This is a genomic window from Paenibacillus sp. J22P15 (assembly GCF_056269345.1).
Genome location: NZ_JBWDNT010000001.1, coordinates 137,130 through 159,924, shown reverse-complemented (window position 1 = coordinate 159,924; position 22,795 = coordinate 137,130). Strand labels below are relative to the sequence as shown.

18 protein-coding genes and 1 tRNA gene are annotated in these 22,795 nt (G+C 42.1%); 11 read left to right on the top strand and 8 right to left on the bottom strand.

Annotation, left to right across the window (positions count from 1 at the left end; all coding sequences use genetic code 11):
• The first annotated feature begins 229 nt into the window (after positions 1-229).
• From AC0YN6_RS00745 to AC0YN6_RS00735, 3 genes are read left to right on the top strand one after another with little or no spacing between them, the layout of a single operon-like run.
• Positions 230-988, top strand: coding sequence for an ABC transporter ATP-binding protein (locus AC0YN6_RS00745; RefSeq protein WP_475744407.1), 759 nt, complete (start codon positions 230-232; stop codon positions 986-988).
• Positions 988-2,007 (top strand): ABC transporter permease, encoded by a 1,020-nt coding sequence (locus tag AC0YN6_RS00740; protein WP_475744406.1) that lies wholly within the window; start codon positions 988-990, stop codon positions 2,005-2,007. Before AC0YN6_RS00745 ends, AC0YN6_RS00740 begins: the two co-directional genes overlap by 1 nt.
• Positions 2,008-2,056: 49 nt before the next feature.
• A complete protein-coding gene (locus AC0YN6_RS00735) occupies positions 2,057-2,719 on the top strand; it encodes a TetR/AcrR family transcriptional regulator (protein WP_475744405.1) in 663 nt (220 codons plus the stop codon).
• A 67-nt stretch (positions 2,720-2,786) separates the two neighbouring features.
• On the opposite strand, the gene AC0YN6_RS00730 is transcribed toward AC0YN6_RS00735, so the two are convergent.
• Positions 2,787-3,980, bottom strand: a complete 1,194-nt coding sequence (locus AC0YN6_RS00730) for an MFS transporter (RefSeq protein WP_475744403.1) — start codon at positions 3,978-3,980, stop codon at positions 2,787-2,789.
• 174 nt (positions 3,981-4,154) lie between these two features.
• Between AC0YN6_RS00730 and AC0YN6_RS00725 the strand changes: the two genes are divergently transcribed.
• Together AC0YN6_RS00725 and AC0YN6_RS00720 are read left to right on the top strand one after the other, a co-directional pair.
• Positions 4,155-5,624, top strand: coding sequence for an aminotransferase class I/II-fold pyridoxal phosphate-dependent enzyme (locus AC0YN6_RS00725; protein WP_475744401.1), 1,470 nt, complete (start codon positions 4,155-4,157; stop codon positions 5,622-5,624).
• 131 nt (positions 5,625-5,755) lie between these two features.
• A complete protein-coding gene (locus tag AC0YN6_RS00720; protein WP_475744400.1) occupies positions 5,756-6,172 on the top strand; it encodes a DUF1885 family protein in 417 nt (138 codons plus the stop codon).
• Between the two features lie 81 nt (positions 6,173-6,253).
• Here AC0YN6_RS00720 and AC0YN6_RS00715 read toward each other — a convergent pair whose 3' ends face one another.
• The 3 genes from AC0YN6_RS00715 to AC0YN6_RS00705 form a co-directional block, all read right to left on the bottom strand.
• Positions 6,254-6,562, bottom strand: a complete 309-nt coding sequence (locus tag AC0YN6_RS00715) for a DUF1292 domain-containing protein (protein ID WP_475744398.1) — start codon at positions 6,560-6,562, stop codon at positions 6,254-6,256.
• Between the two features lie 117 nt (positions 6,563-6,679).
• Positions 6,680-7,243 (bottom strand): stalk domain-containing protein, encoded by a 564-nt coding sequence (locus AC0YN6_RS00710; protein ID WP_475744397.1) that lies wholly within the window; start codon positions 7,241-7,243, stop codon positions 6,680-6,682.
• Between the two features lie 168 nt (positions 7,244-7,411).
• Complete coding sequence (locus AC0YN6_RS00705; RefSeq protein ID WP_475744396.1) at positions 7,412-7,615, bottom strand: hypothetical protein; 204 nt, start codon at positions 7,613-7,615, stop codon at positions 7,412-7,414.
• Positions 7,616-7,746: 131 nt separating this feature from the next.
• Between AC0YN6_RS00705 and AC0YN6_RS00700 the strand changes: the two genes are divergently transcribed.
• Complete coding sequence (locus tag AC0YN6_RS00700) at positions 7,747-8,475, top strand: MBL fold metallo-hydrolase (RefSeq protein ID WP_475744395.1); 729 nt, start codon at positions 7,747-7,749, stop codon at positions 8,473-8,475.
• Positions 8,476-8,556: 81 nt separating this feature from the next.
• Here the strand turns inward: AC0YN6_RS00700 and AC0YN6_RS00695 are convergent, their stop codons facing one another.
• Both AC0YN6_RS00695 and AC0YN6_RS00690 read right to left on the bottom strand, forming a co-directional pair.
• On the bottom strand, positions 8,557-8,808 hold the full coding sequence (locus tag AC0YN6_RS00695; protein ID WP_475744394.1) for a DUF3892 domain-containing protein: 252 nt from the start codon (positions 8,806-8,808) through the stop codon (positions 8,557-8,559).
• Between the two features lie 138 nt (positions 8,809-8,946).
• Complete coding sequence (locus AC0YN6_RS00690) at positions 8,947-9,114, bottom strand: hypothetical protein (RefSeq protein WP_475744392.1); 168 nt, start codon at positions 9,112-9,114, stop codon at positions 8,947-8,949.
• 181 nt (positions 9,115-9,295) lie between these two features.
• Here AC0YN6_RS00690 and AC0YN6_RS00685 point away from each other — a divergent pair, with 181 nt between their 5' ends.
• The 3 genes from AC0YN6_RS00685 (at position 9,296) to AC0YN6_RS00675 (ending at position 11,747) form a co-directional block, all read left to right on the top strand.
• On the top strand, positions 9,296-9,469 hold the full coding sequence (locus AC0YN6_RS00685; protein WP_475744390.1) for a YjfB family protein: 174 nt from the start codon (positions 9,296-9,298) through the stop codon (positions 9,467-9,469).
• A gap of 191 nt (positions 9,470-9,660) precedes the next feature.
• Positions 9,661-9,828, top strand: coding sequence for a Spo0E family sporulation regulatory protein-aspartic acid phosphatase (locus AC0YN6_RS00680; RefSeq protein WP_475744389.1), 168 nt, complete (start codon positions 9,661-9,663; stop codon positions 9,826-9,828).
• Between the two features lie 815 nt (positions 9,829-10,643).
• On the top strand, positions 10,644-11,747 hold the full coding sequence (locus AC0YN6_RS00675) for an acyltransferase family protein (protein ID WP_475744388.1): 1,104 nt from the start codon (positions 10,644-10,646) through the stop codon (positions 11,745-11,747).
• A 1,195-nt stretch (positions 11,748-12,942) separates the two neighbouring features.
• Here AC0YN6_RS00675 and AC0YN6_RS00670 read toward each other — a convergent pair.
• Positions 12,943-18,963: a discoidin domain-containing protein gene (locus tag AC0YN6_RS00670; RefSeq protein ID WP_475744387.1), complete on the bottom strand. Its 6,021-nt coding sequence runs from the start codon at positions 18,961-18,963 to the stop codon at positions 12,943-12,945.
• A gap of 800 nt (positions 18,964-19,763) precedes the next feature.
• On the opposite strand from AC0YN6_RS00670, the gene AC0YN6_RS00665 reads away from it, so the two are divergent.
• Positions 19,764-20,648 (top strand): helix-turn-helix domain-containing protein, encoded by an 885-nt coding sequence (locus tag AC0YN6_RS00665; protein ID WP_475744386.1) that lies wholly within the window; start codon positions 19,764-19,766, stop codon positions 20,646-20,648.
• A gap of 923 nt (positions 20,649-21,571) precedes the next feature.
• On the opposite strand, the gene AC0YN6_RS00660 is transcribed toward AC0YN6_RS00665, so the two are convergent.
• Positions 21,572-21,644: transfer RNA gene (locus AC0YN6_RS00660), tRNA-Val, on the bottom strand.
• Between the two features lie 196 nt (positions 21,645-21,840).
• Between AC0YN6_RS00660 and AC0YN6_RS00655 the strand changes: the two genes are divergently transcribed.
• Positions 21,841-22,794, top strand: a complete 954-nt coding sequence (locus AC0YN6_RS00655) for an S-layer homology domain-containing protein (protein ID WP_475744385.1) — start codon at positions 21,841-21,843, stop codon at positions 22,792-22,794.
• The last annotated feature ends 1 nt before the right edge of the window (position 22,795 follow it).

Here is a 22,795-nt window from a genome sequence, read left to right as displayed (position 1 = left end):
TTACGGATTTCTATTTTTTATCTTTTCTAATCATACGGGGAGGGAAAGATTAACAAAAACGTCCAGAGAAGGGATTTCACTCTCGCCTTTAGTCGCAAATCATCTACGACTGTAGACCGAGGACAACTTATTCTCGGAATGAGTTTGCACACTCTTTCCGTAGGAATATGCTCAGCATATAATGAAGTGAGTACTTACTCATTTTCTAAATTGAGGAGCGTGAATAACGATGAATACCGTCTCCACAGGATCAACTGGAACCTCCTTAACCGTAGAACTGCAAAATATTACTCGTACGTTTGGCGATCACACCGTCCTTGATGGCATTACGCTTTCTATCCCTCGCGGCGAGCTGTTCGGCCTACTCGGGCCTTCCGGTTCGGGAAAAACGACACTAATTAAAGTGATGACAGGCATCGATAACGCCAATTCAGGAACCGTCCGAATGCTCGGAGAACCCATGCCGCAGCTTAAAATGCTGCAAGCCTTTGGTTACATGGCTCAATCAGATGCTCTGTATAGCGAATTGACAGGCAAGCAAAATCTAGCGTTCTTTGGGGCAATGTTTGGATTAAGGGGGGCGCTTCTTCGAACTCGAATTCAAACCGTTTCCAAACTTGTTGCGTTAACGGATCATCTTAACAAGCAAACTTCAGCCTATTCTGGTGGTATGAAGCGTCGTCTGTCACTTGCAATCGCCCTTTTGCATGAGCCTGAGCTGCTCGTATTAGACGAACCAACCGTAGGTATTGATCCCGTGCTGCGTCTATCGATTTGGAAGGAGCTATCGGCACTCAGTAAGCAAGGCGTGACTATTATTTTGACGACCCATGTGATGGATGAAGCAGAAAAATGTGATCGGATTGGGCTAATACGCGGCGGTAAGCTTATTGCAGTTGATACTCCTCAGGCTCTTATTCAGCAAGCTGACTGCGCAACCCTTGAAGAAGCGTTTATTGTATTTGGCCAAAGCGGAGGAGATGAATAATGAGAATACGTGCACTCGCCATTCGCATTATTAAGCAATTTCTGCGTGATAAACGAACACTTGCCTTATTATTTCTAGCCCCTCTACTGATATTAAGCTTAATGAAGTTAGTTTTTGATGGGCAAGCCATCGCTCCAGATATCGGTATGGTTAATGTCCCTGCAGCTTTAACCGAGAAATTCGAAAAGCTGGATGCTAATATCACTCAATATGACACATCAGCTGCAGCACTAGCTGCGATACAAGCTGGCGAGCTTGACGCTATTATAGAAGCAAAGAACGGCATACCTGCACTTACACTTGAGGGAAGCGATCCCTCAATCAGTCGAGCAGTACTACTGCTTATGCAAAATGTGATGCAAACAAGCTCTGAAAGCCCGGCGCCAGCTATTTCTTATTTACACGGCGGCCCAGACATGGCAGCGTTCGATTCATTTGGTCCTGTCCTGATCGGTTTCTTTTCCTTCTTTTTTGTCTTTCTCCTTGCAGGCGTCTCTTTCTTGCGGGAACGCACAAGCGGAACATTAGAACGTTTACTTGCCACACCGATTAGGCGCTACGAAATCGTAGCAGGCTATTTAGCGGGCTTCGGTATTTTCACCCTGCTGCAAGCCTCATTAATTGCCTGGTATTCGGTCAATGTACTCGGATTGTACATGGCAGGCAGCATCGGTTACATGCTGATCATTAATTTGCTCTTATCCTTAACGGCATTAACGCTTGGAACACTGCTTTCCTCGTTCGCAAGCAGTGAGTTTCAAATTATTCAATTTATCCCGATTGTTATCGTACCGCAGGCCTTTTTCTCAGGATTGTTTAATTTAGATGCCATGAACCCTTGGCTGCAAAAGATTAGCCTTGTTATGCCTCTTTATTATGGCGCAGATGCTATGCACGGCATTATGATTCGCGGTGAGGGCTGGAATGATTTTCAACTGGATGTTTACGTATTAGTCGGCTTTTCCTTATTGTTCGCTCTCTTGAACGTGCTAGCATTGAAGAAGCACCGCCGTATGTAGAGGTCAGTTAGAATATAGGGACCTGCGTTACGGAAAAGGAGTGTCTTACATGCAAGAACCGATAGACCTGTGGCTGCAGAAGCTATTGAAGCTAGATGATGAAGAAGTAAAAATGACGGAGAAGCAATCTAAGATCGTGCAAGCTGCCTCGGAGGTTTTTGCCCAGAAGGGCTTTGCTGCTTCCTCAACCAGCGAAATCGCACAGCGTGCCGGAGTAGCAGAAGGCACGATTTTTCGCCACTACAAAACCAAGAAGGATTTACTGCTCTCCATCGTCGCTCCAGTCATGACTAAGCTTGTGGCGCCTTTTGTACTCCGAGATTTCTATAAAGTACTTGAAAGCAGCTTTGACAGCTTCGATCAGCTTCTGAGGGCTATTATTGAGAATCGTATTTCATTTCTGGAGCGGCATTTGCAAGTATTCAAAATTTTCATTCAAGAGGTCCCTTTCCACCCTGATCTTCAGGAGCAATTCCAAAAACTAATCCTTGCGAAGGTACTTGAAAAATTCAGTATTAATATTAAATCATTCCAGCATAAAGGAGATATCGTTAATTGGGCTCCCCTCACCGTCGTTCGTTTAATCGTATCTTCCCTAATTGGTTATGTGCTCTGTCGTGCCTTCTTAGGAAATAAGGAGGATAACCATTGGGATGACGAAAAGGAAAAGGAAGCCACTATCGCTTTTATCATAAAAGGACTCGCTCCGTAAACTCGTAAAGAAAACAAGCCAGTTACCCATCGCAAGATGAATAACCGGCTTGTTTATGTTTATTCGATTATTTAGCAGCGTTAACTTCCTTTTCCCCAAAGCTGTTCTTATCCAGTTGACGGAAACGAAACAGCAACAGCAGTGCAGCTAAACATAATATGCCGCCAAGCAAGTATGGCAGGCCCAATTGGATTGTAAAGAGGAAGGAACCAAGCAGCGGTCCGGCAATACGTCCCAGGCTGTCCATCGATGAGCTCAGACCAGATGCCACCCCTTTACCAACAGTCGTCTTCTGCGTAATTAACGAAGTTACACATGGTCTAATCAAAGCATTGCCTATTCCAAATACAGCGAGGGACAACGTAGCCCACCATAAGGAATGTGCTCCGAGAAGCATGAAAAAACCAATTGCCGAAATGACGAGCCCGATTGCAATATATTTCGGCTCTTCCCCGGTCTTGATCCTTCGACGAACAACTCCGCCTTGTACGAGCGCCCCTACAAAGCCGCACACAAAAAACAGGATGCCGACTTGAAATGGCGTCACGTCGAACCGTCGCATGCCAAAAAATTGAAGAGTAGCTTCCATTCCAGCTAGCGTGAACGTTACAAAAAAGGCTAGTACATACAAGTACTTAATCGGCCCTGTGAACGCAGCCCATCTTGATACGCTCTTTTCTGTTTTTCTTCGCCGCTGCTCTGGAGAAAGTGACTCCTTCAGCTTCGATGCAGCCAAGAGGAACGTTAACAGCGCTAACGCTGATGCTGCGTAGAATGGCGTTTCAAGTGAGATCACACTTAGCAAACCGCCGACGCCAGGTCCGATTGTAAACCCAAGACCGATTGACATCCCGACGAGTCCCATCCCCTTCGTTCTCTCCTCAGGCGGGGTAATATCAGCGACATACGCTACAATTACCGAAGCGACCGCCCCCGAGAACAAGCCGCCCAGCACCCGTGAAAGATACATGAGCGTTAAATTCCCAGAGGATAAACCAAATAACAAGAAGCTTGCGGCAAAACCAAGAATCCCAACTAAAATAATCGGCCGTCTGCCGATTCGGTCAGACAAGCTACCCCAAAATGGCGATAAAACAAAAGAAACGGCTGAATAAATCGCTAGCATCCAACCCGTATGTAACTCCGCTTTATTCGGATCTGCGGCTTGAATAATTTCTGGCATAACCGGAATGATAATGCCAAACCCTATAAATGTTGTCATTAATGTAGCCATTACAATTAGCATACGTTTATCCTTCATGCTGCAACCCCTCCACCAACCTATGTTACCATATCCATTTATCGATCATGTATGAACAATTGAAGAACAAATTGAAAATCATGCCCATTTCTCAAAATGAAGCTTGCATTCCCCCCTGTATTTGCTATACTCAACTTTGTTTGTAAACTCTAATGAAAGGCAGGGATGACAGCGATGGAACATAACAAAACCCCGCTCTTCACCGCGCTTCGTAGACATGCGGAGCAGGATCCCGTTCAGTTTCATATTCCCGGACACAAAAAGGGATTAGGCAGCGATTCAGAATTTCGCGAATTTATCGGCGATAACGCGTTGTCGATCGATTTAATCAATATAGCACCGCTTGATGACCTGCATCAGCCTACAGGCGTTATTGAGGAAGCTCAGAAGTTAGCTGCTGACGCATTCGGAGCAGACTATACTTATTTCTCCGTACAAGGAACTAGTGGCGCGATTATGACAATGATTTTGAGCGTATGCGCTCCAGGTGAAAAAATCATTGTACCGCGCAATGTTCACAAATCCATCATGGCTGCTATTATTTTTGCAGGTGCTAGACCGGTGTTCATATCGCCAGCTCGTGACAATAATCTTGGAATCGATCATGGCATTACGACCCGCTCCGTACGCAAGGCGCTTGAGCGTCATCCGGATGCAAAGGCTGTTCTTGTCATTAACCCGACTTATTTCGGTATCTGTGCCAACCTTAAAGAGATTGTTGATCTCGTTCATAGCTTTGATATCCCTGTACTTGTGGACGAGGCGCACGGCGTTCTCATTCATTTCCACGAGAAGCTGCCTATGTCTGCTATGCAAGCCGGCGCAGATATGGCTGCTACAAGTGTTCATAAGCTTGGCGGCTCCATGACACAAAGCTCGGTTCTTAATGTTCGTAAGGGCAGAGTGAATCCGCACCGCATTCAAACCGTTATAAGCATGCTGACCACAACTTCAACATCGTATATTTTGTTAGGCTCTTTGGATACGTCCAGACGCAACCTTGCATTGAACGGACATGCTATCGCTGAACGCGCAATTGAGCTCGCTCAAACCGCACGCAAACAAATCAATGAGATTCCAGGCCTATATTGCTTCGGAGAAGAAATTCTCGGCGATGAGGCAACTTATGATTTCGATCCAACCAAAGTTTCCATTCATGTCCGCCACCTTGGCATCACGGGCTACGAAACTGAAAACTGGCTTCGTGACAACTATAATGTTGAGATCGAAATGAGCGATATGTATAACATTCTTTGCCTAGTTACGCCTGGTGATACCTCTGATTCCGTGTCAAAATTGTTAATAGCGCTCCGTGGTCTGTCAGAGCACTTCCATGAAGGCGCTGAAGCTCGTGAATTAATCGTCAAAATTCCAGATATCCCGCAGCTTTCGTTAACGCCTCGCGACGCTTTCTATGGTGAGACAGAAGTGCTTCCGTTCAAAGAATCTGCAGGTCGAATTATTGCTGAGTTCATTTACGTTTACCCTCCGGGTATCCCTATTTTATTGCCGGGTGAAGTCATTACTCAAAAAAATATCGACTATATCGTAGATCATGTTCAAGTCGGCTTGCCCGTCAAAGGACCTGAAGATCGCAGTATTGAATTCGTTAAAGTAATCGTAGAAGAAACTGCAATATCATAATAAAACAATAAAACCGATCTAGGGGGAAACGAAAGTAAACCTGAGGTCGGTTTTTATGTGTTTTTTTGTGGAATTCCACTTATTGTCAACCTATTTCGAGCATGCTATGATGTTGGCAGAGGTGAAATGTGATGAGTCAAAGCGCTTACATCAAATTTGTGCAAGGATCATCCGTGGAAAAACTAACGATAGAGGAAGTTAAAGATCAACTGCTCGCCTATAAGGCGCAAACGGCGCTTACCGGATCGCAATTAGATTGGGACTATGCCGAAGCCGCGTTTCCGTACACGATCGAAACGAAGCAGGACGACCGTTGGTTCTATTTAAAAGGTATTAATCCACTTTATAAACACATCATCTTCGGTCCAAGCGAGACAACCAATGCTGCTGGACAACGCTCTCCCTGCGTTCAAGTCGTTTTACCAGACGAGGCTACGCACGGCGACAAATCGAAAGCAAACGAGCTATGCAGATATATGGCCAAGCAGTTGAAAGCGGAGCTGACTATGTTTAATGGCCGTACGATTTATTTCAATCCGCGGAAATAAGTGTAAACAAAAAAAACGATCTGCAAGTGAATCTCGCAGATCGTTTTTTCCAGTACTTTCTCATTAATTAGCGAACGAGAATTAATTCTCTTCGCTTTCCGTACGAGCAATCTCTTCGTAAATCGCAGTTACGCGATCCCATTCTGCGTCGTCTTCAATGCCGACTAGGAAGGATTCATCGTTTTCTTCTTCAAAACGGAAGATGACGCCGTCCGCTTCCGGATCGTTACGATCGATCAATACTGCGTACGCTTTGCTTTCGGATTCAAACGTATAAACTATGACCATTTCACGTTCTTGGCCCTCGTCGTCAGACACGATAAAGACATGCTCTTCATGCTCGTGGTCTTCACCACAGCCACAATTATCGCCATGCTGATGCTCGCTCATGTTATTACCCCATTTCAATAATGTTTACAGACTCTCGTATATTAACATGACATTCTATCAACGGTCAAACGAAGACGCTCCTTCGGAGAAAAGGAGCGCCTTTGATAAACCATTTGATCATAATGATGAAATTAATTTTTCTGAAACCGCAGTCCATTCATCCGAACCCTGCAGCTTTAGGAAGAAACGAATCGCATATTTACCGCTAGCATCGAACTTATAATCGATTACATCTGTTGCAAACCAGAAATTGTCCTTTGATGTTTTCACACTTTCTGTTTGAATGACTCTCTCTTTTCCAGATGGATCGAAAATGGACACTTTAACAGCTGAGATACTTGTTTGCAAATTATCGATCTGGGCTAACACTTTAAACTTCGCTTGATAGCCCTTTGACACATTTCCGAATACCGCATTATTTTGGAAAAGGAACATATGCACATTTGGCTTATACACGGTCGCTCGTTTATCCTGATTGTCCCATTGCACGATGGCTTGCATAGATGTGGCTAGTTGACGAAGCGGCAAATACGTTTTGCCCTCAGTCATTAATCCACCGTCACCCTGATCTTCTCCGTTTATGATGACGCGTACCTTCTGTGTTGCAGAGTCCGCAAACATCATTGTTCCACCCCAAATAGAGAGCAGTAGAAGCAGAATAACGATTTTTCTGAATTTCATAGTTGTAAGCCTCCATCCGATTGCCTGGATGTAAGGTTATACTCATCTATGCGTGCAAAGTTGCGCCTTCTCCGAAACATTTTTCAGCAAAGCTAACTATTCGACCAGTAATGACAAATGATGTTGAAAGCTGCGCTTGCCTGGGAAATATAATTGTTCAAAAACTTATTACCCATACGTTCTCGTTAACACACATGGAACGCCCTTGCCTATCATGCCCGGTTGTCTCATTCTTGCCAAGTAGCTCATCCCTCTTGCACATGGTGTTTTACATACAGCACAAGTATCCGACAGCACTAGTTTATAATTGTATTGCTTCCGATCACTTGCAGCCTTTTTTTTCTTAACTACTTTACCTTTTCCTTTGCTCATCCTTCATTCGCCTCCACTATACGTATCGCTTTAGCATTGTATGTAGAAAAGGGCGAATGTGCATCATTTATTGTCATAGATACTGAAAATTTGGTACATTAAATAAATGGAAAATTGAGGAGGTGTTTTTTTTGCAAATCAAAATGATCGGAACGGGAAGCGCCTTTGCAAAAAAATATGATAATAACAACGCCATTATTGAAATCAATGGCTTTCGTTTGCTCGTTGATTGCGGGATCACTTTACCGAAAGCATTACATCAGCAGGGATTATCCTTTAATGAGCTTAACGCGGTGCTCATCAGTCATATTCATGGGGATCATGTTGGAGGACTCGAAGAATACGCCTTTCAAATGATGTTCAAGTATAATCGCAAGCCTATCTTATACATTGCTAAGACGCTAGTTGAACCGCTGTGGGAGCAGACTCTCCGCGGGGGGTTATCGCAAGAGCCGTTAAACAAGCTCGAAGATTTCTTCGAGGTTCGTCCGATTGAGCCAAATAAAGAAATCGAAATTCATCTGGGGTTGAAGGTTAAGCTGCTGCAAACCAAGCATATTCCTAATAAGCCTAGCTATTCTTTTCTGTTTAACAACAGCTTCTTCTACTCTGCCGACATGAGATTTGATCCTGAGCTGCTTCAGCAATTAGTGCAAGAAGGCGTGACTACCATTTATCATGATTGCCAGCTTGAAGCGCCAGGCGTTGTTCACGCCAGCTTAGACGAGCTTCTAAGCCTTCCCGAGTCCATTCAAAGGAAAATATGGCTTATGCATTACGGAGACGCTATAGAGCAGTACGAGGGCCTCACTGGCCAAATGCGAATTGTAAAGCAGCATGAATACTATGAAATTATCTGAAAATAAAAAGGCGCCAGCATAAACAATGCCGCGCCTTTTTATTGGTATTATTCCTCGTTACATCAATCTATCCCATTTGACTCAAAAGAGAGGCAGCTGATCCAAATTGTTCGTCGGATCACCATCAGCATCCCCGCGAATATAAATATCGCCGTCCCTGCCTTTAAAAGCGTTAACGCCTGCAATATGCCCAGCCTGAACTTCTTGAAGCGCCGTTGCATAATCAAGCACGCGGCCTGTGTTCGTTTTGAATGATGTAAGATCTCCGTCTCCATCCTTCTGTACGGCAACAATTTGCTCCCTTGTATCTTGTCCGTCTAGCAATTCACTCATCTTTGTAAGCTCCTCTCAGATTAGAAGAATGTACAGCCAATCTTTATCATGCCCTCTAGAATGCTTTTATTATGCAATGGCGCTTCATAAAAAAAAATCCAGCGTGTACGCTGAGTGCGCAACCACCGGATTTTTGATTTATTTTCTTTTGTAAGCTTCTGCTGGAATTCTCCTTCTCCATACGAACTGCTCATCATGTGACAAGGAATCATGTATTGCGAAGTTTGCAACAGCACCAACAACAATACCGATAATTCCAAACAACCCCATAAGCCAAATGGCTAAGTAGGCATACTCTGCAGCCAACAGAAACCGCCTCCTGCGCGCTTTCTATCAAGATATGCTGAAACTGTTCCCTTTAGTATTCCATTAATGAAATCAACTTCTCCACTATACATCCGATATAATATACAATTCTCGTTCAAGCTATAATTTCTTATAAAGAAGTTCCGCTCATTTGCCGATAATGAAAAGAAGGAGGTGTTTTATGGATATTGCAGCAGCATCAATCTCGATGAGTCAGAACAGCTTAGCGCTTGCAGCCAGCATCCGTGTTATGTCTTTGGCGAAAGATCAGGCTACGCAGCAAGCGCAAGACATACTTCAAATGATGAAGAATGCACAACCGAATCTTGGCCAGAGCATCGATATTCGCGTTTAATCATAACCCCCAGAGGCATCTACTCTCTTTTGGGGGTTTCCACCTTTAAAATGTTTCAAATGAAGTAATACGAAGGCTTACTTTTTTTTGGATTGTTTAGAAAACTAACATTATCCTAATCTCTTTGTTGAGAAATTCTAACAACCTTCGTTTATCTTTAATATAACAAATGAATTGTTGGAGGGATTATTATGAACAACTGTTTCTATCAACAAAGAATTGAAGAAGTACGAGCTGAAATGGTTGAAGTATTTGCTGCTTGCAACAACTTTACTGATCATGCTGTTCTCAAAATCAGCCAAGAGCTGGATTATCTCCTAAATCAATATTCTGGTTACTTAGCGAATGAAGTCAATTAGCATTCTTTCTATGAATGCAGGTATAACCTCCTTATCAAACAAGTTCAAAATATTATGATTAACGCTATAAAATTCACTCATCAATACGTCCCCGTTCTTTAACCTTGAGCAATTTTCCGAAATGAGAAAAAAGATCTCACGTTGCTTAAGCACATATAGATAACACAAATCACTTGTACATCAGGTCCACTGAGCGGTGTTGCTCTTGTCTTACAAAATTCTGAGATGAAAAAAAAGCCGCTCTATTTGGGCGACTTGACTAACTTATCATTAGTTAAAATTCTCCACTCCGAAATAAGAATAATGCCCATCGTTTCCCTCCAATAGTCTCCTATATTTGAGGTATTCGCGAAGTGAAATATACTTTCCTTCCCGTATTAGCGCATCTTTCCAGTTAACTTAATGATAAATGTTGCAAGTTTGTAGAACATCCCGACTTGTAGCTAAAGAAGCAACAATATTTACGAAAACAGCTTTTTATTTTCCCGCCTAACTTTAGCTCGATTGCTTGCAGTTTGGTCTCCTGACTGTAACTTTAACTTCTGTCCATTTGTAGCCAATGCCAAACACCCCCTAAAATAGTTTGATTAACCCAGGGGGTTTTTCTAATGTCTATTTTAGGGGGTGCCGTTCACACCATCACTATAGCAGGTATGCACTATATTAAAGCCACTTGCGAGTTTAAGATTCGCTAAGCGGTTATTTTTTTTATCCAAAATAAGCTCAAAATTAAAAGTTTTTGTTCTTTATAAAGAATGAATATGTTACAATTACTTATTATTGGTAATTCTATAATCAACTTAGGCGGTGTATAAGTGTTCGCTAAAATGTCGTTACATTTAGTTAAAAATGATAGTCAAGCATCAAGTATTCTAGATTTATTACGTTTTTTATCTGCAATGACTGTTTTCCTTTTTCATTTTTATGTTCCTTTACCTGGTAGCCAAGCTGTGATGGTATTCTTCGTTCTAAGTGGATATTTTATTTCTTCAAGCATTTTAAAAGCTATGAAACAAAACAAATGGAGTTGGCCAGACTACCTGCTTAAAAGAGTAACAAGATTATGGATAGTTCTTTTACCCGCACTGTTACTTACTTTCATCGTTGCGAAAATACAACTTGGACTCTTCGGGGAAGATTTGAGCCCCGCAGATTTAAAGATCTCTGACTATCTTAGCTGGGATTTACTATTGGGAAATTTATTTTTCATGCAAGGGATATTAGTAGATGGTCCCTTCGGATTAAATGGTCCGTTATGGAGCTTAACCTATGAATTTTGGTACTATATTTTATTCCCATGCATCATATTGATTTTTCGTTCAAACAAGAAAATACATAAGGTCACTTTTCTTTTGATCTCAATCGCAATTGCATTTTTTGTAGGCCAAGAGATCATGAAATATTTTCTAATTTGGATGTTAGGTGCAATCATTCCAATCGTTAAACCATTAAACTTAGTGAGAACCTATGCAAAATATTTATTGCTATTTATTACTACGATATTATCAATAGCTACTCTTGATTATGAGGCAGGCAGCAGCTACTTCCTTGATTTAAGGGTTGGTGTAGCATTCGCAATCCTCACCTATCTTATTATTTCATTTCTGAATGACCGCAGCAGTACAATGAAATATAATTTACCTAAATATTTAGCAGGATTCTCTTACACTTTATACTTAACACATTATCCACTGGCAAACTTCATACTTACATGGCGTATGTCCCCGCAATGGCCCTTTGATGGAAATTCACTATTAATAAAAGCCACACTTGCTATTTTGGTCTTTGGATACGCTTGGATTATTGCAATGTTGACCGAAAACCATACAGATAAAGTAAGAAAGTTGATTCATAAGTTTTTTGCCAAAAAAGTTATGAATTCAGTAAAAAGCAAAGGCATTGCACCTAAAACACAGTAAAACAGTAAAAAGAGCAGTTCGATATTAAACTTGAGCTGCTCTTTTTGATGACGTACAATCCTCAATCTGGGCACCCTCGATGTCTCTGATCTTAAACCACTCGCCGATTTATTGTTTTTTACGTACCAGACAATCATCCAATCCAACGATATCGTAGGTCATTTTGGCATATATGAAAGTAGAAATAAAATGATACATTTCATTTCTACATCCAATGTATTCCTCACTAGCATCAACAAGCCCCATTGGAAAAAACTTTTCTTTTAGCTAGAAGAATAGTTCATGAACCCGACGTATTTAAAGCGGATTGAACTAATGATTCCCACAACTTACTCCGTTTTGGAGTGAGTTTTTTTACATTAATGCTCCGCATTCTGAGTCGTCGCCGCAATCATGCTCGAGGTTTCGTTAACAAATTCGTATCACGGCACCAATCGGAACCATATATAGACATGTAACTATCTCCATAAAAAAAAGCCTTGCTGGACAAGGCTTTCGGCGTTTAAGTTATGGTGATCTGAACAGGGTTCGAACCTGTGACCCCTACCCTGTCAAAGTGAGGACACAGTTTTCACTCGGTGTGTTGGATGGCAGAATTCCTTATAAAACCACATGTTAATTAGTTGTCTTTGTGCTGTAATGGTGCCTGGTATGATGCTTAATGCAAAATTTTCACATCAGTATTACATCAATTTATTGATGTATTTTCATCATACCCAATATAGCGTTTTCAACCTACAACATCTTGATAGATTAGCGTTCATCCGATACGATCCTTTCACCTCATATATCTCACTTTATATAATTAATTATCTATTACATCTGTGACAAAGACTTTAATATATTGATAAATAAGGGTTTTTACTGTCAAAGATGCGACATAGATAAGGTCATAGATGTATTACATCTTTCTGACAATTGTTGAGCGTGGAAGAAGGACAAGTATCTCGTCCACAATACAATATGAATAAGCAATTCACATGTTGATTTATCGATAAATGTTACTCCTTATCAGGGATCTAGCAAGTCTAAAACTCCACATTACACCAGCATTGAATCATGCTTATAAATATCCTTCCTGAAAATTGAGCAAGTGGCAGTCATGTTGGTAATCTGTTTATTGAGAAGCATTGATTAATTCATCCTATCGATAAATAAGAAAAGGGGAAGGCATCGCACCTTCCCCTCTTCGAAATTAACCCAGTATCAATCTAGCAACCTCTGCAAGATCAACGATGTCGATTAAACCGTCACCGTTCATATCCGCTTTTTCATACATAGACCAGTCTGCATCAGCAGAAGTCTTTCCATAACCAACTGCGATGAGAGCGAGATCACCGATGCTGAATTTACCGTCTCCATTTAGATCACCTGAAGCCGCTACATTCACGGAGGCTATAAATGCTTGCACCGCTGCTTGTAACTGATTCGTCGCTTGCTCCACTTGATCTTGAGTAGCCCCGCCTTGTTCCGAGACTGCCTTAGCACGATCAATTACCGCTTGCAATATCGCTTTCGAACCAGCAGGATACTGACCAATTCCAGTTCCTTCTACCGCTGCATCATGCAATGCTTGCGCACTTGCAATAAGTGCTTGCAATGTCGCTTTATCCACGACAATAATTTGAATCGTGTAGGCGGATCCGTTGTTCACCGTCGTTTCGATTCCGGTTTCACCCGCAACAGCTACGTCGGTTAAGAAGATGGAGCTCGTTACGTTTTGACCAGCCTCTTTGGCCTTGAATTTCACTTTCAATACAGGAGCAGTGTGCTTGATGGCACTTCCGGGCCCAGCACTTGCCATCAGAATGCGAACCTCACCTTCTGCTTCTTTCTGTCCGACGATCGTAAATCCAGTTTGCTCGGCATTTACTGAAAGGAATGTTACTTGCGTTGGATCATAATGGATCGTTTGATCCAGCGCATACACGTGTTCTGCAACATTGCTGAGCGTGTAGGTCACATCAAAAGACTCGCCCGCAATGACGCTTGCGGCTCCGGTAGCCGTTAGGATGTAGCTGCCCGCTTCGACATTTGCAGTAACTGTTATTATTGCTTTAGCTCTTGCTGTTGCTCCGTCCACTGTACCTGCAACGGAGAATACACCCTTGTTCGCCACCATGTCTGGTGTAATAGAATCCCAGGCAACGTCAACCATACCGGTAGTCCCATCGTTGTATACGGCCCCCACCTGTGCAGGCAGTGCTGGGATTTCACCTTGCTCCGTATCTACAGTAACCGATTTGTAGTCTACAATTGTTTTCACAAATGGCTTCTGCGCTTCGAACACCTCAAATTCCATCAGTCCGGGATTGTTAGCGATCTTCTTGATCGACAGCTTCAACCAACTGGTTTTAATTGGTGTCTCAAACTCTACTATATTATCTCCACTGGCTTTCAGTCCTGACAATTCTCTCGATCCGCCTTCCCATTCGAGTTTAGCATTCGTAAACCCATCAAGAGGCGAACCTTCCCGTTCTACGAGGTTGATGCTGCCGAGCGTAACCTCCTGATCGAATGTCAGCTTGATCCACGGGTCACCCAGACTACCATTGCTGGCCCAAGCTGTCGTCCGATTCCCGTCTATCGCATTTCGCTCCGTAAAGGAAGTAGCGTTATAAGCTGAGCTCGCCGTCACGGTCGACAGCGATGCAATGTTGCTCCCCGCTACTTTAATCGACACCGGACGGCTTGCAACGGTCACCCCATCTAGAATAACATTTGCCGTAACCGTTGCTTGTAAACTGTTGCGAACATCTTCTGCCAGGATGATTGTGTTACTGCCTTCCACAACAGAAAGTCTACCGTCACTGAATTGATACTCCACAGTAGCTCTCGACAAATCTGCTTGTTCGCCATTACTCAGCAAGCCTTCTAATGTAGCAACGATAGGTTCATTACGTTTAATAATCGTTTTATTTAGGCTAACGTTAACTTTGTCCAAATAGGCAGCTTCATAGATATTTCCTTGCGCATCAACAAATAAATACGATACTTGATTGATAGAACGTCCGCCTATTTGAACCTTGATATTCAATTTGGCCATCCCCTGTGAAACAGCAGTCAGTAGGTTGGAATTACTCACCGCAATGACATCCGGATTCTCGCTTGTTACAGTGATCTCGGCGTCCTTCATATCCATCGGTTCACCCAAACCCGTATAGGCTTGAATATCAAGTTGACCAGTAGTCGCATCAATCGGCTTATATGCGGATTCGAAGCGGTCGAACAAATGAGTCGTGTCCATTCCATTGATAGCCACTTCGAGCAAATCGATCATTGAACCGTTCGATCCACCGTCGAAGACGAGTTTCACATACTGCGCTTCGGCGATTAATGGATATGAGTTATAGTATCCGAAATATGCACCGCCCGTAGGGCCGTTAACTGTGCTGGCATCCTTCCACTCCATGCCGTCAGTGCTCGTTTGAATTTTGATTGTTTTAGGTGTATTGAGATAATTTTGATCTAATGAATTAAAATTGATATTTACATTGGCAATGCCTGACTTTGCCGGCAGCTTGAATTGAATCCACGCCTGTTCACCCGCTGGCACCGACCACTTGGATTGATCAACATGAATGCCGTCAATGGTTTTGCCATCAACTAGATGAACGATGGCATCTTGCTCGTGACTAGCCGTAATCTCAGCAGTCTTTGCAAGATTTTGGTTCGGTAACAGGTCCATAAATACTCTATTTGTCGTGAATGTTGTGCCGTCCAACGTTACATCAGCCCAAACGACTCCTCTAGTAGGTTGTTCTACATAAGGCGTTATGATTTCATTTGATTTAAAAGTAAACGTATTTACTTCCTGGATCACGACAGGCTTATATTTATCGCCTGCTTTCAGATCGACGATTCCGCCATGCCATTTAATCTGTGCTGCGTTCAGCCCGATGGGTCCGCCTTTCGACGATCTGCCTTCGATTTGATACCGAAGTCTTTCTAATGTGCTGTACTCGCCATAGGCTTCGTTTCCGTTAATTTTTAAAGCCGCACCTATCATCGTTTCTCCAATATAAATTTTCCCGTCTTTTATCGTTACTTTTAACGTATCTTGTTTAGTTACCCCATCGTAAGTACCACTTACAGTGATTGTCGTTGTACCGTTCGATACCGGTGTCACGATGCCGTCGACGTTAACCACCGCGATTTCAGAATTTGCACTGCTGTAATTAACTTCAGTAAGCTTGACTTTAAGCGCTGTATACGTCATATAGCCTTCGACGTTGATTTTGAGCGATGCGGGTGTCAGCTGTTCGCCTATTGCGTTGATATTCGTCAGTGCATATTGGCGCTTAAGATTATCGGTTACAATCTTGATAATCGTATCGATCGGATCCTCCTGCACGTTGGCCAGATCGATGATCAGACTATCGCCATTTTGTTCAAATGAGGTTACCGGAATATCCTCGTTTAGCCAAGAAACAGCTGTCACATGATCTTTAACTGGACTAATCGTTAATACCTTATTGGCAATCGCACCAAATCCTTTTTTGCTGTCAGGGCCTTTCATAATATGCAGGTAAATATTGTTGTCCCGATAGGTTGCATAGCCCCATTGCGGACCTCTCGTGCTGTTCGGGAAAGCAAATTTCTCATAGTTGCCTTTTCCGTCATCTTCGTAGCCATAGCCCGACAAGAAATACGGCATCGTACCCGTTGTAGACTCGTGTCTCTCCGGCTTGTCTACAGGCGCGAACCAATTTGCAAGCCCTTCACGAATATCGCTAAACTCTTGAATGGTTTTGGGGTAATTTGTTGCGACAACTTCCGGAGAATCCCAGTTCGTTCCGCGGAACATTAGTGGCATTTGGTCATTGTTGTCCACATATCCTCTGCCGGCATTCATGATCATTTCTTTAGCGACCAGACGGTAATCATCGCGTCTCGCATAGGATGACGGAGTGGTCTTGGTTTGAACAGGCTTCCACGGCTCCATAGTAGTACGTTTCACAAGATGATTGGCTGGTGCGTTTTCATAAATATGGCTTGCTTCGGCAGTTCTTAAGTCTGGGTCGCCGTACTCTTGGCCCCACGCGTTGGAGTTGATAATGATATCATTGCTATAATTTCGGACCATACTGAACATTACGTCATAATTGGAATTAGGCATTGCTTGCGGACCATCAAAGTAAAGGTAAGTCGGATCATAACGCAAAATAAGATCCTCAACATTTTGCACAAACACATCCGTAGACATATGCTGTAGACCGCCGCCCTCGGTTGCATAATACAAGCCAAATTTCATACCGTAACGTTTTATTGCTTCTTCAAACGGCTTGATGCCATCAATGACATTCCCATCTTCACCTTTTGGGTAATATAACTGTCGTTCATGCTTCGGATCGCTAAATTTTGAAGGCCAGTAATAATTTTGTTGTAGCGCTTCAACCGACACTAATGAATGCCCTTGTCGTTTTGCTCTCTCTGCCCATAAATCAACGGAATAATTAGGATCATTAAAATAGTCGTAGGTTACAATAGTGTGGCTTAACGCACTAACCCTACCTTCTTCGAACCATTTATTCGGACGCTCTTTGACTGTGATCATAAATTCCTTCACAGCTGTATTTCCATTCTTGTCACTTACTTGAACGGTGAATGGGTAATCTCCCGGTGCACTATTGATGCTGATAATGCCTTTATTGCTGTTCAAATCAACTCTTCCATTCACTAATCCATCTGCAATGGTACCATCCGGATTTAATTCCAAACCATCTGGCAGTTCACCATCTATAATACTCCAAGTATAACCAGGTGCACCTCCACTCGCCATAAATTGAAAAGCCGATGCGGCAACTCCGAATTTGTTACCTGATGTAGATTTATTCCAAACGTAAGGCCATTCCTTGTAACCAATCGGCATATTGTTGGTTGGAAAAGATGCATCCTCGCTCGCAATTCCTTGCGTAGCAATCGACAATGTTTCGCTTTCACCTGAAACGGAATAAGTAAGATTGTCAATTTTATTGCCATTGATATCCGTCACACGACCGTAGAATCCTAGATAAGATACATTCGCATCCTGCGCAATCGGAACGCCATTAGCATTCAGATCCTCGGTGAAGCTATGCTTTATCTGTAACAGGATTTTATTCCAGCCAGCTTTTAATTTAATGTTCGCTATTTTCATATCCTTCTGTACTTCAGCAGCTACTGATGGATTAGTTACCGCAATATCATTGACGAACAACCGGTTTACGCCGCTGGACCCAAACCTAAACTGAGCATTTTGTGCATTTGGGCTGTACACATAGGTATGCGCATACACGAACTTATTTTGTGTATCGATACCTTTTTTCACCGTGTAGTAGCCATATAAATCTTGGTAATCATCATAGTTTCTATTCCAAATCCGATCATCAAAATATTCCCAATTCCGATTGCCTTCACCGCTAGTCAAGGCTTCGCCGATTTTCGGTGTAATATGAGCTGTCGGTTCTGGATCTACGGTTTCAACAATCCCATCGCCGTCAAATACATTAACTTCAGTAAAACCTAGACCGACATTTTTCAAATTTTTCTGCCCGTCATGTACAATCAACAGTTCAACCTTTGAAACATTGTTCACAACCTGTTCAAGCGTTACTACACCAGGGTTCTTTCCCAATGGATCGATATTTGTGATTGTACCCGTCCCGAGCACTTCATTATTTGCACCCTTTAGCGTGTAATTCACCTTCTGAACATCCGATGTATTGGCCGGCCAACCTTGACTATGTCGGTCAAACACCTCAATTTGTTTCACTTTGATCGGCTGATTCCAAGATAAATATAACGTCGGTGTAGGATCCCAATTCGGCCAAGAAGTTGGTGCACCGCCTGTATCATGCATTTGTGAAATCCACTCCGTATTCTTATCGCCGTCAATAGCAAACTTTGGCAACTTTGAAGCGGAATCTGTTCCACCTGGGAAAGCATCAGGGCCAGTTTTCCAAGTGGAGCTTGAAGTCGCTGCAGCCGTTCTAGCCCAGTTTCCATCTATTGGTCTCGGGTCCTCAAGGACAACTGTTCCATACATTTCATCTGCAACTGCCGTATCATAGGGCCCCGCTAACAGCCAGCTATTAATAAACGGAGCATTTCCTGATGCCTGCTGTGCATCTACCCGAGGAGCATTGGGTCCAAAAGTGAAAATTCCTGCTATCATGGATAACGCTACGCCTAAAGAGACTACTTTCTTCACACGCTTATTCAGTTTCAGCTTCATTTTCAATCCCTCTTTTCATATTCATGGTTAACCTACTTTTCCGCATAATGGTTCTCCGATTTGTCCAATCACCTCTATTACTGATATGATTTGTAACACTCCCCCTAAGAAAACGCTTGCAGAAACAGTGAAGACAGCTCCGTTTTCAACCTGATACACAAAAACGGTGAACGGACTCTGACATGCCCTCGATTCCGCCTCGCTGTCTTTTTTTTGCCGCACTCGGTGAGCATGATTGAGAGAATACCTAAAGCGATTTCGTCATCTTTTCATCGTCTGGCCTCCATATGTTCTTAATGATATATGCTTAACGGGCCGAAACCCGATAAAGCCGAGCCTTAGCTTCTTGATGGACTGCAACAGGAACCGAAAGCGCTTTCTTTAAAATGTTGTACTCTATGTCATTATGGGGGATTCTTCCACATAGGACTGCGCAGGAAATTCGAATCTCCGTTTCCGATAGTTCGTTGGCTTTCGCATCAACATGATCGATTGTGCATATAAAGCCCGTATCCTTCTGGATATAGACTCCCGGACCTCCAAGCTGGTCAGCATCATCGACACTTCGGCAGACCCAAACCATGATCGCCGATTTCCGCTACGTTAACTTTCTTATGCATATTAAGTTCCTCCCTCTACACGCCTGTAATATTTTGAATTTGAATGGCACAGAAACAATTAATCATCGATAAGGAATGTCTTGATTTTACTGCTTTATTAAACTTAATCTTACTGATAAAATAATTAATGTACATGAATACTCTTGCGATTTACCTGTAATATATTGCTGTCATTCTTTTATGAAGAAAGGCTTGATAATAATGTACTTTTATGGTGGATCAGTGCAGGAGGATAATCTTTACCTGGGACACAGACAATTATCAACACCGTATTACATTAATTGCTGCGGGTATGCGAAGATTGATGATTATGATGGGTCTTTAAATAGAACAAGAATAGATTTTTATTTGATTTATTTAATCAACGGTGCTGGCCATTATATTACAGAAAACGGCGCTATAACCGCGAAGGCCGGCAGCATAATCATATACAGACCTGACGAGCAACAGCATTTCTATTATAAATCCATTGAAAAAGCGGAGCTTTATTGGATTCATTTCACCGGTGGCCAGGTTGAAAGTTTGATGACTGAATTGAATTTTACCGGCAGTCATTTTTTTCAGGTGGGAATACATTCGGAATTTATAGAGCTATTCGAAAATATCATTCATGAGCTGCAGATTAAAAAGCCTTGTTACCAACAGTTGAGTATAAGCTATCTGCTACAGCTGTTGTCTTCCTTTTCCCGGGATGCAGACGCTTTAAGGAACGGCAAAAAAGTACATGGAAATAGCTATCTTGAAAATGTAATCAAGGTTATGAATGAAGAATTTCAGAAGGGGCATGAAATGGAATATTACGCTACAATGAGCGAATTAAGCATTTTTCAATTTATTAGAAACTTCAAAAAGCATACAGGGTATTCTCCGGCCAAATACATAGAAAAGCTAAGAATTGCAAAGGCCAAGGAGCTTTTACATGATTCAAGTCTCTCTATAACTGAGATTTCGGCAATTGTCGGCTATAATGATCCCTTTTATTTCAGCAAAGTTTTTAAGAAAACATCCGGCATAACCCCATCTGAATTCAGAAGCACATCAATACATCGAGATTTTACAAGTTGAATTTTTTAAGAGTCCGCACAGATCATGATACGAGGCTGGCACCTTAAGGTTATGGATAAGGATTTTAACTATCGCAAAATGGTTGAACTCGTCCAAAAAAGGAGAACAGCAGGAAATCGAGATCACTCCTTGTTAAATTTTGTAACTCTAGTAGCAATAGTTAAGCGTTTGATGTGATCTCCAGCTTTTCCCCTGCTCCGCACCGGACGTGCTAGTTTACCAGCATCCGGCGCTCTATCTAATAAAAAAATACTAGATTATTAGTTCCCCGTTACTCATCGTTTTATAGACAGAGAGTTATCACCGTATAGAAAAAAACCAGTCCCTGAAACGGACTGGTTTACGCTGCGTTCATTCAACTATCGTTTCCCGTTAGTTCAATCTAAGCTCCTCGTTATAATTCACTTACCATAGTCACGATAAACCCTGATTCATAATTATGGTTGAATGTGATTTTATACTTCTCAACCTTCTTGTCTTTTTTATTGTCTATAACTCTTTGAACTGTTGCCAAAACATCTAATTCGTAAAAACCTCCCTCGACTTTTCTCATATCCGTTACTTGAAATGGGTCAAACCAGTAGACGTATTCTTTTCCTGTCTTCAAGTACCGTTTTTCTTGAAGGGCTAGTAATATCCTTCTTTACAATTCTGTTGTTAACATACGTTCTATTTTCATGCGGATGAGCAGCACTTGCTGACTGAGTCGATAATATAGCCCCAATGAAAAGGACTAGAATGAAACTCCACTTTTTACTCATAAATACAATCACCCACACCTATTTATTCTCATTCTGAGCGGGGAGTATGTAAGTTAAGTCGTTAAATTTAACTAAATCCCGAACAACTTCATATTAAAAAACGGGTAAAAAAAAAACCAGAAACTCCTTGTTACATAAGGGGTTTCTGGTTTTTAAATTGTATGATCTGAACAGGGTTCGAACCTGTGACCCCTACCCTGTCAAGATAGTGCTCTCCCAGCTGAGCTACCAGATCATGTTATCGACAATTAATAATATAACAGGATAAACAAACCAAGTCAATACTTTTCCTAACTTTTATTGTTGTCTCCCGCTCCTATTTCGACGTCTTCACCAGGATCGAATAGGCCATAATAATTGTATACGAATTGCAACAATTTGTTAAAGATTGACGTCAAATAAGCAAATAAAAGAAAAGAAGAGGTGACCGTATGAAAAAACGCATGATACTGATAATGACACTAGTTGCGATGATGCTCTTTACGCTGGGACAATCCGTTTGGGCTTTCAAGGATGTCAAAAATGATATAAACGAGCAAAAAATTAACGAGCTAAAGAAGCTGGGAATACTTAGCGGCGATAAACATGATAAGTTTAACCCGAAGGGTAAGCTCACTTATGCAGAAGGCGTTACTTTAATTGTGAAAGGGCTAGATATAAATATTGATCATATCCGTTTCATTAAGGAACCTAAAGCTAGCGACTATTTTACTAACCTCAAAGATGACGCATGGTACTCACAAGCTTTTATTATTGCGAATCTGAACGGACTAGAGATTCCAAAAACGGTCAAAGCTAACGACGTTATGACTCGTGAGCAATTCGCTCATCACCTGTTCAAAGCGATGATGACCAAAGGTGACTTTGCCTATATTAAAATGTTCATACAGATAGAAGATGCTGCTGACGTTAATGATACGTATATGCATAGCATTCAAAAGCTCCTCATTAGCAAAGTTATCACTTTGGATAGCTCAAACAAGTTTTACCCTAAAAAAGCACTACTACGCAGTGATGCAGCAGGATGGCTTTATAATGCCATTACATTTGTAAAGGAGACGACTCCTATTCCAGATCAACCCGACCAGCCGAGCCTTGACCTCAAACTTTCTATAGAAGCAGTGAGTCCAGCTATCAATAAAGTAACCATTAGTACACAAGTACCACATCCAGGCTACGGCATCCGAATTGCTTCTATTGGTTTTGAAGGAGATCAAGCTATTATTTATGTAGAAACCGTGTTGCCTGACCCTGATAAAATGTACCCTCAGGTCATTAGCGATGCATCTGCTTCCACGTATGTTGATTCAAAACTAAAACCGGTGCTTCCTCAAACGATGAATTCAAGCGGGTCGTCGACAGGCACACCAATCATCACAGAATAAA

Coding starts and splice junctions, on each gene's coding strand:
- AC0YN6_RS00745 (WP_475744407.1), top strand. CDS start 230: ATGAATACCGTCTCCACAGGATCAACTGGAACCTCCTTAACCGTAGAA.
- AC0YN6_RS00740 (WP_475744406.1), top strand. CDS start 988: ATGAGAATACGTGCACTCGCCATTCGCATTATTAAGCAATTTCTGCGT.
- AC0YN6_RS00735 (WP_475744405.1), top strand. CDS start 2,057: ATGCAAGAACCGATAGACCTGTGGCTGCAGAAGCTATTGAAGCTAGAT.
- AC0YN6_RS00730 (WP_475744403.1), bottom strand. CDS start 3,980: ATGAAGGATAAACGTATGCTAATTGTAATGGCTACATTAATGACAACA.
- AC0YN6_RS00725 (WP_475744401.1), top strand. CDS start 4,155: ATGGAACATAACAAAACCCCGCTCTTCACCGCGCTTCGTAGACATGCG.
- AC0YN6_RS00720 (WP_475744400.1), top strand. CDS start 5,756: ATGAGTCAAAGCGCTTACATCAAATTTGTGCAAGGATCATCCGTGGAA.
- AC0YN6_RS00715 (WP_475744398.1), bottom strand. CDS start 6,562: ATGAGCGAGCATCAGCATGGCGATAATTGTGGCTGTGGTGAAGACCAC.
- AC0YN6_RS00710 (WP_475744397.1), bottom strand. CDS start 7,243: ATGAAATTCAGAAAAATCGTTATTCTGCTTCTACTGCTCTCTATTTGG.
- AC0YN6_RS00705 (WP_475744396.1), bottom strand. CDS start 7,615: ATGAGCAAAGGAAAAGGTAAAGTAGTTAAGAAAAAAAAGGCTGCAAGT.
- AC0YN6_RS00695 (WP_475744394.1), bottom strand. CDS start 8,808: ATGAGTGAATTGCTAGACGGACAAGATACAAGGGAGCAAATTGTTGCC.
- AC0YN6_RS00685 (WP_475744390.1), top strand. CDS start 9,296: ATGGATATTGCAGCAGCATCAATCTCGATGAGTCAGAACAGCTTAGCG.
- AC0YN6_RS00680 (WP_475744389.1), top strand. CDS start 9,661: ATGAACAACTGTTTCTATCAACAAAGAATTGAAGAAGTACGAGCTGAA.
- AC0YN6_RS00670 (WP_475744387.1), bottom strand. CDS start 18,963: ATGAAGCTGAAACTGAATAAGCGTGTGAAGAAAGTAGTCTCTTTAGGC.
- AC0YN6_RS00665 (WP_475744386.1), top strand. CDS start 19,764: ATGAAGAAAGGCTTGATAATAATGTACTTTTATGGTGGATCAGTGCAG.
- AC0YN6_RS00655 (WP_475744385.1), top strand. CDS start 21,841: ATGAAAAAACGCATGATACTGATAATGACACTAGTTGCGATGATGCTC.